Annotated in this window: 11 protein-coding genes; 2 read left to right on the top strand and 9 right to left on the bottom strand. The window is 52.2% G+C overall.

Annotated elements, in window-relative coordinates:
* Window positions 1–14: 14 nt before the first annotated feature.
* The 3 genes from HFK74_RS23410 to HFK74_RS23400 are packed head-to-tail and all read right to left on the bottom strand — an operon-like array spanning window position 15 to window position 3,284.
* A complete protein-coding gene (locus tag HFK74_RS23410) occupies window positions 15–1,517 on the bottom strand; it encodes an FAD-dependent oxidoreductase (RefSeq protein WP_180205548.1) in 1,503 nt (500 codons plus the stop codon).
* 10 nt (window positions 1,518–1,527) lie between these two features.
* The gene (locus HFK74_RS23405; protein WP_180205547.1) at window positions 1,528–2,493 is read right to left on the bottom strand and encodes an electron transfer flavoprotein subunit alpha/FixB family protein; all 966 of its coding nucleotides are present in this window, start codon (window positions 2,491–2,493) and stop codon (window positions 1,528–1,530) included.
* The gene (locus tag HFK74_RS23400; protein WP_180205546.1) at window positions 2,493–3,284 is read right to left on the bottom strand and encodes an electron transfer flavoprotein subunit beta/FixA family protein; all 792 of its coding nucleotides are present in this window, start codon (window positions 3,282–3,284) and stop codon (window positions 2,493–2,495) included. Before HFK74_RS23400 ends, HFK74_RS23405 begins: the two co-directional genes overlap by 1 nt.
* 298 nt (window positions 3,285–3,582) lie before the next feature.
* Here HFK74_RS23400 and HFK74_RS23395 point away from each other — a divergent pair, with 298 nt between their 5' ends.
* A complete protein-coding gene (locus tag HFK74_RS23395; RefSeq protein ID WP_150783438.1) occupies window positions 3,583–4,695 on the top strand; it encodes a nitronate monooxygenase family protein in 1,113 nt (370 codons plus the stop codon).
* Between the two features lie 320 nt (window positions 4,696–5,015).
* Window positions 5,016–7,004 carry an ABC-F family ATP-binding cassette domain-containing protein gene (locus tag HFK74_RS23390; RefSeq protein WP_257230399.1) on the top strand — a complete coding sequence of 663 codons (1,989 nt, stop codon included), beginning with the start codon at window positions 5,016–5,018 and terminating at the stop codon, window positions 7,002–7,004.
* 168 nt (window positions 7,005–7,172) lie between these two features.
* Here HFK74_RS23390 and HFK74_RS23385 read toward each other — a convergent pair whose 3' ends face one another.
* The 6 genes from HFK74_RS23385 to HFK74_RS23360 form a co-directional block, all read right to left on the bottom strand.
* Window positions 7,173–7,964: an SDR family NAD(P)-dependent oxidoreductase gene (locus HFK74_RS23385; protein WP_180205545.1), complete on the bottom strand. Its 792-nt coding sequence runs from the start codon at window positions 7,962–7,964 to the stop codon at window positions 7,173–7,175.
* A gap of 88 nt (window positions 7,965–8,052) precedes the next feature.
* On the bottom strand, window positions 8,053–8,664 hold the full coding sequence (locus HFK74_RS23380; protein WP_180205544.1) for a TetR/AcrR family transcriptional regulator: 612 nt from the start codon (window positions 8,662–8,664) through the stop codon (window positions 8,053–8,055).
* A 17-nt stretch (window positions 8,665–8,681) separates the two neighbouring features.
* Window positions 8,682–9,524, bottom strand: a complete 843-nt coding sequence (locus HFK74_RS23375; RefSeq protein WP_180205543.1) for an FAD-binding oxidoreductase — start codon at window positions 9,522–9,524, stop codon at window positions 8,682–8,684.
* Window positions 9,525–10,110: 586 nt separating this feature from the next.
* A complete protein-coding gene (locus HFK74_RS23370) occupies window positions 10,111–10,767 on the bottom strand; it encodes an amino acid ABC transporter permease (protein WP_180205542.1) in 657 nt (218 codons plus the stop codon).
* On the bottom strand, window positions 10,764–11,405 hold the full coding sequence (locus tag HFK74_RS23365) for an amino acid ABC transporter permease (RefSeq protein ID WP_150783570.1): 642 nt from the start codon (window positions 11,403–11,405) through the stop codon (window positions 10,764–10,766). The genes HFK74_RS23370 and HFK74_RS23365 overlap by 4 nt, the downstream gene beginning before the upstream one ends.
* A 5-nt stretch (window positions 11,406–11,410) precedes the next feature.
* A complete protein-coding gene (locus tag HFK74_RS23360; RefSeq protein WP_180205541.1) occupies window positions 11,411–12,214 on the bottom strand; it encodes an amino acid ABC transporter ATP-binding protein in 804 nt (267 codons plus the stop codon).
* Between the last annotated feature and the right edge of the window lie 78 nt (window positions 12,215–12,292).

The following is a 12,292-nucleotide window of genomic DNA, read 5'->3' as shown; positions in this document are numbered from 1 at the left end:
ACCTGCAGAGCTACTCAATGAGCACCAGGGATGGTGTCTTCCACCGGGTGCAGCCACGTCGGCCAGGTGTCACGCATTTCTTTGGGTTCATCGTGCGCACGAATGATGTTCAATGGTAAAGCACGTACAGGAACTCGATAGCTACCTGGGGAAACCTTACTCAATTCGATGCCCGAGACCCCTGCCAGCAGCATCGCCGAATGCTCACGACAGCGACGACCTTGGCAGTGCCCCATACCAACTCGTGTCATCCTCTTGAGCATGTCCTGACTCGCGCGCCCCTCTGCAACGAAGGTCTTCGCTGCCTCGCAGGGACTACTATTTGTTGAAGCCAGGTACTTGGGCGCTCTGACTTCGACGAGCTCCCGTCGTGTCACGTCCTCACACTGGCAAGCCATGACGTCCATTCCACCTGCACTGACAAGGGCATCCAACCAATACTGCGGGGGGTAATTCGACCGAGAGTCAGAACTGACATCCGGAGCTTCGATTGAGCACTCTGTTTCCTGCCCCTCGCGCATAGCGATGGCGGCCGCAATTCGCTGACCGTGGTAAATCGATACTTCTGGATTGATCAGCGCAGCCTCCGTAACACCGCCGGCATCACCCGCCACGAACACATTGCAAAGCGAAGTCTCAAAATCCGCAGACAGCTGTGGCGCCCAGCCACCCCGATTAGCGTCAAAATCGACCGCGCAACCTGCAGAGGCCACAAGCTCTATATTGGGGACAACACCGTAGGCCATGCAGATTGTGTCGCAGGTGATTTGCACTGGAGGAAGGCTCTTATCAGCTGCAACAAGAATCGCACCGCTCACCTCGTTCATGCCCGTCACCTTCTGGATGCAATAACCGGTGAAGAACTCCACCCCCTGATCTTTCAGAGATGCGGCGAGAACTGAATCGCCCTGTACTTCATTGGCGGCCTCGATGACTCCTACTACATTTATGCCTGTTTCAATCGCCTGGATTGCGAGCTGCAGCGCCAGGTTACCCGAACCGAGAATCAGCACTTGATTACCACCAAGCGCTTGGTATTTACCAATTAAGGTCGTGGCTCCTTTGGCACCAAGGACACCCGGTAGATGCCAACCGTCGAATGACAACACCAGATCCCGCGCACCGGCAGCTACGATCAGATAGTCAAAACCCAGCATCCAAGACTTTTCAGCGTCTGCAAGACCAACTTGGCTGCATTCCAAGTGCTCATTATTGGCACCTGGAACAAATAGACCCCATACACAAGTATTGGTCAGCACCTCTACGCCCGCTTCGAGACAATCCATCAGCAAGTCGTTCGAACCCAATACACGATCAGCGATGGTGCCCTCGTCCGACAGAACGGGAGCAAGGCGCGCACCATAGAAGTAAGGTGCATCCAAACTCATAGCTGCCGTGTTTTGGGGATGTTCATCAATAAGCGTCACGGCCAGTCCTCGGCGCACTGCTTCAAGCGCAGCAGTACAACCTGCTACGCCTGCGCCGACGACGACAACCTGTTCTTTTGTAATAGTCATCGCAATCCACCTACTTGCTACGCAACTCTTGTACTCGCGCAACGAAAGCAGGCAGGACAGCTTTCGCATCGCCCACTACGCCATAATTCGCAACGCTGAAAATGTTTGCTTCCCCATCGCTGTTAATCGCCACGACATTCTTGACTCGACCGATGCCCGCCAAGTGGTGAATTGCCCCGGAGATACCCGCTGCTACGTAGAGATCGGCTGCAACCTTTAGGCCGCTAAAACCAACTTGTTTGGTGGTGGGAACCCACCCCATCTCGACCGCTGCACGGGTCGCACCTACAGCAGCATTGAGGCTCTTGGCCGAATCCTCAATGATCTTCCAATTTTCCGCGCTGCCGATTCCGATACCACCAGAGACCACCACCTTCGCATTACGCAAGGACGGGCCATCGCCGGCTACTTCGGAAATCGTTTCAAGCACCTCGACAGGGTTGTTGATGATGCCAAGCGAGACTTGTTCAACAGGAGCTGCTGCAGCTTTCTCTGCAGGGACAAACGCACCTGCCAACAGAGTCACGACCTTGAGTTCACTACTGACTGCATACTGAGCTTGCACTGCCCCACCAGCGACGGGCTTCGTCGCAAGTAGCGCACCACCCTCACGCTCAAGCGAAGTGCAGTTTGTTACCAAGGCGGCGTTTAAACGCGCTGCGAGACGAGGCGCCCATTCCAAAGCATTCGAAGTGTGTGGAATGATAATCAGCTCAGCACCCGCTTTTTTCGCGATTTCCGCGGCGGCACTCACAAACGCTTCGCAGGTGTATTCCGTAACTTGAGCGTCATCCGCGATTAACAGCCGATCGATCCCTGCGATACTGAATACACCTACAGGGATGCTGCTGCCGATCAAAGCACCGACGATTTCAGTGCCCGACTCACGCACACTCAACGCGGCTGTCACCGCCTCCGCGCTAGCTTGATTGAGCAAGCCATTCTGAACTTCACCAAAAACGACAATGCTAGACATCAGATCACCCCTTCTTGAACCAGACGATCAGCCAAGGCACGACCATTTGCTTCGTCCGACCCTTCGGAAATCATTACGGTATCTACCTTCACAGGGGGCTTGATATAGAGCCTCTTTAGCTTCACAACCGGAGCCGATGAAAGCTCACCCAGATCCGCCTCTGTCCAGGTAGGGATAACGACCTTCTTGGCCATCATCACTCCTTTAAGCCCAGCTGTACGAGGCTTGTTGATTTCATTAGAAATACCAATCAGCAATGGCAGACGCGCCTTAAGACGCTGAGTAACGTCCTCCCCCATTCGATCAGCAACAAGAGCATCCGTCTCAACCTGAACGATTGCCTTGACCGGAGAAATAGATGCGAAGCCTAGTTTTTCCGCCAGGATAAGATGAGTTTGACCAGCGTCAGTATCGGAAGACGCTTTCCCGGAGAGCACAAGATCGACATTTCCGATCTTTCGAATTGCTCTCGCAAGCTGGTCAGCGATAACGAAGCTATCGCAGCCCAAGCCAGTCGCTCCCGAAATATGAATTCCGCCGTCAGCCCCCATAGCGATTGCCCGTCGCAATTGAGCAATTGCCTGATCATCTCCGACAGTAACGACAGTTACGGTGCCTCCGACGGACTCTTTGATCTTCAACGCTTCCTCAACAGCATTTGCGTCATATCCATTAAGGACTGGACTCATGCCCGAGCGCATCTCGATCGACTTTTCATCCGGTGCAACCTGCAACAGCACAGGTGGGGTGTTGGGATCAAATACTTGCTTGAGGGTTACAACGATGTGCATGCGATGCTCCTAGGGTGCCTAGCATTTCATACGATGAAGTAGTGATCGCCGACCAACTACCTGTGACTTTGCCTCTGTCCGCTCGCACGCTTTCTAGCGGCCGGCATTTAAAGGCACAGCCTCTGGCAAGGGGCTGACGAAGGTGGCTTGAGACCGAATGTACAACCTTTTGACTTAGCAGTATACAAAAAAGACTCATGGGTCTAAGATATTTTCCAGGAAGGTCGCCAGCACCCATCGACCCCCGATTTACATAGAAGCGCTGCTATAAAGCGGCAACACCAGAGGTCTGTAACCTATGCGTACTGCAGTCACTGAAATGTTCGGGATCGACATCCCGCTCTTCGCTTTCTCCCATTGCCGTGATGTCGTGCTTGAAGCCTCTAAGGCTGGCGGTATGGGCATTCTGGGCGCCGCATGGATGACTCCAGAAGAACTTGAAGTGTCTTTGAAATGGATCGATGAGCGCATCGACGGCAAACCCTATGGCGTGGATATCGTCTTTCCAGGGACATTCGCTCCGCTCACAGACGATCGTGATCCAGCGAAGATATTGCCTGAGGGTCATCGCCAATTCGTCGACCGCATGATGAACGATGCTGGCATTCCTGAATTGCCGGACGATGACGCTAAAGCGTTTGCTCAAGAACATGCCGACAAGATGAAAATGACGCCAAGCGACAGTGAGCGCTCATTGCAAATCTCACTGCGTCATCCAGGTGTGAAGTTCATCGTTAGCGCAATGGGCGCAGCCCCAAAACACGTTGTTGATTTGGTGCATGCGCACGGCCTTAAGGTTGGTGCGCTGGTAGGCAACGTAGATCACGCCGTAAAGCAGAAGGAGGCTGGCGTTGATGTGCTTATTGCCCAAGGTGCTGAAGCCGGTGGCCACGTTGGCCGTGTAGGCTCGATGGTGCTGTGGCCGCAACTTGTTGACGCGATGGCTCCGATCCCAGTTTTGGCAGCTGGTGGTATCGGTCGAGGTCGTCAGTTTGCTGCAGCGATGGCCTTGGGTGCAGCAGGAGCATGGTGCGGCTCAATTTGGTTGGGAACCAGGGAAAGCGACCTCACCCCAAACATGAAAGAGCGGATGTTCGAATCGAAGTCTGAAGACGCGGTAGTAAGTAAAGCGCTCACCGGCAAAAACTGCCGCATCCTACGCAGCAACTACACCGAAGCGTGGGATAAAGCGGAGGATGTAAAGCCTCTCACCTTCCCTCTTCAATCGATTCTGGGTGGTGTACCGCTGCGCCGGGCAGAGCGCGTTCGTCGCTTTGATTATTGGACTTATGCCGTCGGCCAGATCGTTGGAGATATGCAGCAGGAAACTACTGTTCGCCAAATCTTCGCAGAAATGCTTGGTGAGTACGTTGAAGTCATGGAGAACCTCAACAAGCTGTTGGAAGACTAACAACCGTTCGCCATTGGAACATCGCTGCGGGGGTGGCGCCTAAGCCCCTTCGCCCCCACAGCGATAGATTCCTGCAAATAGCCTTACGCCATATATATCAAACTGCGACAGCCCAGGCCTCGCGGCTATTCGACTCGACAGAAGATTATGCGCCAGGATTCGGAGTCCTGGAGTCAGCCTTGGGTATCGCACCGAAGATTACGCAGTACGATGACTACGTCGCTGTCGGCAGTGTGCTCCAGCGGGTGTGCCGTCGCATCTCGCTGGTCTGATAGTCAGCAAACCCTCAGCAGTGAAAAAAGCTGCTCGAAGACAATAATTTGGCCTACGAGCCCCCCTTTCTGCGCTATCAATTAGCGGACAATCGCACCCTCCCGGGACACATGATTTCTCTAAAAAATATCGAGCTACGGCTAGGCAAGAAAATACTCCTACGGGAGGCCCATTTATTGATCAGCAGTGGCGAGAAAGCGTCTCTAATCGGACGTAATGGGGCCGGGAAGTCTAGTCTTTTTGGGTTACTGACGGGTCTACTGCACGAAGATGCCGGCGAGTTTGAGCTGCCGTCTCGGTGGCAAATATCTCAAGTCGAACAAAGTATGCCAGAGACGTATAGGAGCGCGACTGAGTTCGTTCTTGAGGGTGACATCCGGTTGATGAAAGCAAGGGGTGAGCTGGTTCAAGCAACCGCACAGAATGACGGTATGGCCATGGCGCAAGCCTATAGCGACCTAGCGGACGCTGGCGATCATGATGCTGCTGCGCGCGCGCAGGCACTGATTCTAGGGCTCGGTTTTACGCCTTATGAGTTGCACAACGCTGTGAACAGCTTTTCCGGAGGGTGGCGAATGCGGTTGCAATTGGCCCGCGCGCTGATGTGCCCCAGCGATTTTCTACTGCTAGACGAGCCAACTAATCATCTCGACCTGGATGCATTGATTTGGTTGGAAAGCTGGCTTCGCAAGTTCGAGGGCACTCTCCTTGTGATCAGCCACGATCGGGAGTTCCTCGATGCAGTAACCAATGTCACCGTCCATCTAGAGCACACCAAGCTTCATCGCTACAACGGCAATTACAGCGCGTTCGAAAAATTGCGCGCAGAGTCTCTTGAGCAACAACACGCAGCACACGCCAAGCAGAACGAAAAGATGGCGCATCTGCAGAAATATATTGATCGCTTCCGCTATAAGGCAACGAAAGCAAGACAAGCACAAAGCCGCATTAAAGCCTTGGAGCGTATTGAAAAGATCAGCGCTGTAATCGCCGACGCCGAGTTCACTTTTGCCTTCAAAGAACCCCTGTATCTACCAAACCCGATGCTCACGATGGATGAGGTCGACTTTGGTTATACAGAAACCTTTGATACTGAAAGGCACACCATCCTCAGTGACATTCGTAAATCCGTGTTGGCAGGCCAGCGTATAGGCATTCTGGGGGCAAATGGCCAAGGTAAATCCACTTTCGTGAAAACTATCGCTCGCAGTCTGAAACCGCTCGCGGGAACCATCATCGAAGGCAAAGGTTTATCCATAGGTTATTTTGCACAACAAGAACTGGACGTTCTAGATGTGACTGAGACGCCCCTAACACATATGCTGAATTTGACAAGGTCGGCTGATAAGCTTGGGCTTTCTGCTCGAGAGCAAGAGTTACGTAATTTTCTCGGTACCTTCAACATCAATGGCGACATGGTCACACAGAAGGTAAGCACATTGAGCGGAGGTGAAAAGGCTCGTCTCGTCTTGTGCATGATCGTATGGCAACGCCCCAATCTGTTACTGCTCGACGAGCCAACCAACCACTTGGATCTGACTACCCGCGAAGCTCTTGCAATTGCTCTGAACCAATTCGATGGAAGCGTCATGCTTGTAAGTCATGATCGCGCACTACTTCGCTTAGTCTGCGATGAATTTTGGCTCGTGGGAAGCGGCGCAGTCGTGCCTTTCGAAGGAGACCTTGAAGACTACCAACGCTATCTACTCGACCAAGGAAAACGCTCGGTCAACGATGCCAGCACTGGACATACCCTTCCATCGACTGAGTTAGCATCGCATCGGAAGACGTCTGTGATCAGACCTCGATCAGGTAATCGTCTTAGAATCATTGAGCACGAGCTACTAGAAAATGAGCAGCGCGTCTCAGAACTCAAGATCGAAAAAGCCCGACATGAAAATAAGTTGTCGATTAGACCAGCGCATCCAGAACTGCTGGACATTGCACGTCAGTTGAATCAACTGGAAGTCGAAATTGAAGCATTGGAAGACTGCTGGCTACAGTTACAGGAGGAAGCGGAACAATTGAAGGTGTAGCGACAATTTGCTCTGCCCACACTACTGTTGCCCATATTGCAAACCGTAAGTATTGAGAGATGGCGGGAATCAAAGCAAAAAAAACGGCTCCAATATGGAGCCGGTCGAATCACCAAAACAAGCCAGCGGAGTTCTCAGCTGAACGAATTGGCGAGCACGCAAGGAGAATCAGGCGACGAAGCCACCATCTACCACCAGGGAATGCCCAGTGATATAGCTCGCCTCGTCCGAGGCCAAGAACAGCACTGCAGCAGCGACCTCATCAGAAGTGCCTTTGCGACGAGCCGGAATCGATTTCTTGTAAGCCTCAGGATCTGCCGCACCTACACCACGATTCATAAGATGAGCTGCTTTCGGCAGAATCGAAGCAGAGTTGCCGCGAATGTCGGTGGCGATCACACCTGGGCATACCGTATTGAAGGTGATGCCGGTCTCAGAGTGGGATGTTGCCATTTGCCGGGTTAATCCGACGACAGCGAACTTCGAGGCGGTGTAAGAAGCGCCATCAGCACGGCCGACCAAGCCACCGATCGAAGAGGTATTGATTACTCGACCTGTTCCACGAGGGATCATATGCTTCAGTGCAGCTTGACAGCCAAAGAAGGTACCTTTCAGATTAATACCCGTGATTTGATCCCACAGCTCTTCGGTAGTCTCCATTACATCAGCGAAACCGTCAAATACGCCGGCGTTGTTAACGATGATGTCCAGTTTCCCAAATTTATCGACAGCTGTTTGCACCAGAGCTTCCACTTGGGCCTGAGAACGAACGTCTGTACGTACAAATAAGACCTCACCGCCCAGCGCTTCAATTTCTGCAACCGCTTTAGCACCGGCCTCAGGCTGGATGCCACCGATAACTGTTTTTACGCCAGCCGTGGCGAGGTTTCGAGAAATGGCCAAGCCAATACCGGTCTCTCCACCGGTGACGACAGCTACTTTACCTTTCAGATCAAACATCACTCACCTCACGTAAATTAAATTTTCATTAATCATTTGCACCCGATCGAGGTAGCACTCGCCCCACCAAGATCATGCGAAACGAGCACTACCGAAGCACATCCCCACCCAAGAGGCGAATCACGCAGGTCTTAAGTTGATCGGCGCAAATCGATACATCAATGGGATTGGTCGCCACACTTCCGAGCATTCCATCCAGCAAACTCCAGATTGCTTTTATCGAAAACTCTAGGCTTGGAACTTTGAACAATCCGACTTGCACACCTCGGCTTAATACATCGTGAATAAGCTGTTCATGCTTGAGCAATAACGATTTAAGCCTAGTAGCATCACCTTCATCCAAACACCTCTTCTCTCGAACAGCGAGGAGATGGAGCTCTTTATTCAGCGAAGCATGAATAAAATATTGCTCAACGTAAGCTTCCAGTTGCATGACTGGCTCATCAGCTTTTTCGACCGCTGCTCTCAAAGCGGACAACAAGTTCTGCTCTGCTTCGAAAATTAGTTCAAACAACAATTGCTGCTTACCATCAATGTGGTTATAGAGGGATCCAACCTGAATCCCGCTAATATCAGCGATTCTTCGCAAACTCACCGAACCAAATCCCTCTGCTACAAATAACTTCAAAGCAGTGGCACGGATTATCTCGGCCCTTTCTGCTAATTTCTTTTCTTTGCCGGAAACATACGACGTATTCATAGGGGCCGCAGCACGAGTCAGAGAGCGTTATTGAGAGGGTCGGACGATTGATTGGCTGAGTAGTCCACCCGACCAAGAGAGAGTGTAAAAACATCCTCTGATCGGTAGATGGCCTCGGCAATCTTCTCACCTACCGCGATCGCCGCAGCTGGGTTCGTATCATGACCAATCGCCAAATAAAGCCCATCAAAACCTACCGGACGCCCAATATAGGGCGCACCAGTCGGTGTCAGAGGTACCTTTCCAGTGAATACTCCTGGAATGCCTTGACGTACAGAGCTTGCACCTAACTGGCTCTCGGCGGCTTTGAGTTGTAACGACAGACCAATCGCTCCGATCAATCCCACACTTTGTAATCCGGCACAGATGACCACTTCGTCTGCAACAATGGAACCAATTGCCGTCACGGCACCATGCACGACGTTCTGCTTCATGAGCAACGAGCTAACGGGATTAGCTTCGATCACGCGAACCCCCGCCTGCTGGCAATGTACGGCAAGATCCTTTGCGAAATCTGAAAGTAAAATGGCCCGTTTACTACCAGGACTCTTAGCGTCATCGATGTACGGTTCACCCTCAATATCTTGAAGACTACCTACATAACCCAATTCGCCGGCCAACTCCTCCGCGAGCATTAAACCCCGTTCAGTAAGCTCCCCTGCCTGCGTTCCTTTGCAGTAAGCCAACACGCGCTTCAGCTCAAGATTCGGAATGCAATCTCCGACGAAGTTTCTCTCAACCAGCATTACTGTTGCGCCCAGGCGCTGCAGAAAATAAGCAGCTGAGAGGCCAATCATTCCCGCGCCGACAATCACGACCTCCAGACCCGACCGGTGATTCACGCCACTTATCTCTTTCATAATCTGGAACCTCTGACAGCTACGCCCTACCTGCAATCCGAAGGTCGCTCATGAACCATTGAAGCGGAAAACAAGCACAATACCACCAATACTTTTTTTTAGACCGCCCGGTCAGTATGCTGAGAGCTAAAGACTTTTGTCAACCGAAACTAATCACCGCAAGGATCAAAATGGACGAGCAGAAGTACATCGGATAGGTCGATGCCGGACTTCAAGACCGGGAGGAACCCAGATTTGAGTCGTGCGTATGCAATGCCTCAGGTCACCACACTGCCATGGGATGTCACGGAGCAGTTCGCACAATGGAAGTGGCAGCTCAACCAGGCGACTTCAGGTCTAACCAGTAGCTACATCTGACTGAATCATCACGTGCAATCCGAAGTCGCTCGCTTAACTCCAGCCGACACCCTTAGCGGGGAACCAGGAAACAACTTGACCCCTTCAGTGGTTTCAATCGACTGGGTTATGACCGCGATTGTTGCCCCGGAGCACTGGGCGAGTGCCTTGACATTAAATCCCAAGGGGGGCACATCTGAGCAAGGCTTGGTGGACACACAGTAAAAAGGAGCGCCCAGCGCTCCTTTTTTCAATCGTGCCTGCCTAGGTGTCTTTCCAAGTAGTTCACTGCGAATGTCGCGGGTACGCATACAAGTGCGTACATTAAGCCCGTAAGGCTCAAGATAGACATGTATTGGAACGTTTCCGAGCCAATGTCATTGGCCGCACTGATCAACTCCGGAAGCGCAATAGTGAAGCACAGAGAAGTTGCCTGAAGGATCAAGAGTGCGAAACCTAACAGCGGTGGCAACGCAATCCGTAAGCCCTGTGGGATAACAATTATACGCAAGATGTCCGACCGGTTCAGACCAAGCGTCTGAGCTGCCTCGCGCTGCCCCGCCGCCACGGCATTGAGGCCCGCCCGGATTATCTCACTTGTATATGCCCCAGTACTCCAGGCTAAAGCAACGATCGATGCGCTAAGAGAGGAAAGTGTCAACCCAGTATTAGGTAATCCAAAGTAGAGAAACTGAAGCAGGATGAGCACTGGCCCTCCTCTGCCCAGCTCGACAAGGACAACGCAAGCCCAACGGATTGCTTTTGTCTTCGCCTGACCACCGATTGCCCATAAGAGACCCAAGGGAATGCCGATGAGTAGACTCAGTGATGCAACCTCCAGACTCAGCAGATAGCCACTCCAGAGTCGAGGGAACCATTCGGCCCAGTCATTAAACGTGCTGATCATCGCTCGATCCTCATTCGAAGACGGAAGTCCACAACCCGAGACACATAAGCCATAAAAAAGCTAAGGCCAAAGTAGGCCACAGCAGCCCAAGCGTAGATTTCTAAGCCTTGGTAGGTTTGTTGAGTGAGCTGGTTGGCGATCAGCGCCACATCTGCTACCCCGATTGCCGAGGCGATCGCGGTGTCTTTTAGCAGTCCAATTGCGTAAGAGCTGGCTGACGGTAGCGAAATACGCATGACCTGAGGTGCCAGGACATATCGATATCGTTGCCAAACCGAAAGCCCCATTACTTTGCTAGCTTCTGTCTGCCCCTTCGGAACTGCCTTGAGAGCCCCCCTGTAAATCTCCGCCAAGTTGGCTGCGGTGATAAGGGAGAGTCCTATCACTGCTGCAGCGAACGGGCTCAAGCGAATAACATGCTGGCCGATTGCAAAGAACACGGCAAAAAGCCAAACAATGGGAGGTACAGAGCGAACGATCAGAATCAACGTCGCACCGAAATAAGAGATTGCAGTGTTGCGGGAGGATCGAAGCATACAAACCGGGATCGCCAGTGACGCACCGACAACGAAGGAGACCACGGTAAGCGCAATTGTCCAGGGCAATCCTGCACTCAATTTCTGGATTACTGTGAACATGTCCATTAGCGGTCTCGCACTGCCGAAAGAAACTGCTGGACTCGCGGATGCTGTGGAGACCTCATTACCTGGGCGCTCTCACCTTGCTCTATGATTTCACCATCGGCCATCACAATGACCCGATTCGAGACATTTTCGGCGAAGCGCATTTCATGCGTTACAACCATCATTGTCATTCCATCATTGGCCAGCTCACGCATCACCGCGAGAACCTCTAGGCCAACCTCAGGATCAAGGGCGGACGTCGGTTCATCGAACAACATAATCTCTGGATCCAACGCCAGTGCACGCGAGATAGCAATTCGCTGCTGCTGTCCGCCGGAGCAGCGGGACGGATACATACTCGCCTTGTTGGCCAGACCGACTCGCTGCAGGAGTTGCATCGAGCGCTCGTCTGCTTCCTCACGACTACGCCTCAGTACACGTCGCTGAGCAAGAGATACGTTCTCCAGTACGGTCATGTGGGGGAAGAGATTGAACGACTGAAATACCATTCCCAGTTTGCGATTGATTCCCGCTAACTGAGCGCGCGTTGCACCGACCGAGGCATCAATGGATAAGTCGCCAATCGTAATTCGGCCTGCTGTTGGCGGCTCGAGCTGGTTGATACAGCGGAGAAGTGTGCTTTTTCCAGAACCACTCGGCCCAATTAGCGCTACTACCTCGCCACCCTTAAGTTCGAAATCGATGGATTTCAATACTGTGATATCACCAAATCGTTTACTCACACCTTCAAGGCGCAATACACCGCCTCGATCTACGGAAGATGAAGTTGATTTTGGTAATGCGATAGAGATTTCGGCGTTCATAAATAACACCCTTCAATTATAGGAGTTGTGGCAGGGCTACAAATAAAAAGAGGGCCGCTGGTACAGCCCTAAAAACGC

The organism is Pseudomonas sp. SbOxS1, assembly GCF_013416725.1.
Lineage (GTDB): Bacteria > Pseudomonadota > Gammaproteobacteria > Pseudomonadales > Pseudomonadaceae > Aquipseudomonas.
The sequence above is the reverse complement of the archived record's forward strand: the minus strand, read 5'-3'. Positions and strand labels throughout refer to the sequence as shown.

Coding starts and splice junctions, on each gene's coding strand:
- HFK74_RS23395 (WP_150783438.1), top strand. CDS start 3,583: ATGCGTACTGCAGTCACTGAAATGTTCGGGATCGACATCCCGCTCTTC.
- HFK74_RS23380 (WP_180205544.1), bottom strand. CDS start 8,664: ATGAATACGTCGTATGTTTCCGGCAAAGAAAAGAAATTAGCAGAAAGG.
- HFK74_RS23370 (WP_180205542.1), bottom strand. CDS start 10,767: ATGATCAGCACGTTTAATGACTGGGCCGAATGGTTCCCTCGACTCTGG.
- HFK74_RS23400 (WP_180205546.1), bottom strand. CDS start 3,284: ATGCACATCGTTGTAACCCTCAAGCAAGTATTTGATCCCAACACCCCA.
- HFK74_RS23360 (WP_180205541.1), bottom strand. CDS start 12,214: ATGAACGCCGAAATCTCTATCGCATTACCAAAATCAACTTCATCTTCC.
- HFK74_RS23385 (WP_180205545.1), bottom strand. CDS start 7,964: ATGTTTGATCTGAAAGGTAAAGTAGCTGTCGTCACCGGTGGAGAGACC.
- HFK74_RS23375 (WP_180205543.1), bottom strand. CDS start 9,524: ATGAAAGAGATAAGTGGCGTGAATCACCGGTCGGGTCTGGAGGTCGTG.
- HFK74_RS23410 (WP_180205548.1), bottom strand. CDS start 1,517: ATGACTATTACAAAAGAACAGGTTGTCGTCGTCGGCGCAGGCGTAGCA.
- HFK74_RS23365 (WP_150783570.1), bottom strand. CDS start 11,405: ATGTTCACAGTAATCCAGAAATTGAGTGCAGGATTGCCCTGGACAATT.
- HFK74_RS23405 (WP_180205547.1), bottom strand. CDS start 2,493: ATGTCTAGCATTGTCGTTTTTGGTGAAGTTCAGAATGGCTTGCTCAAT.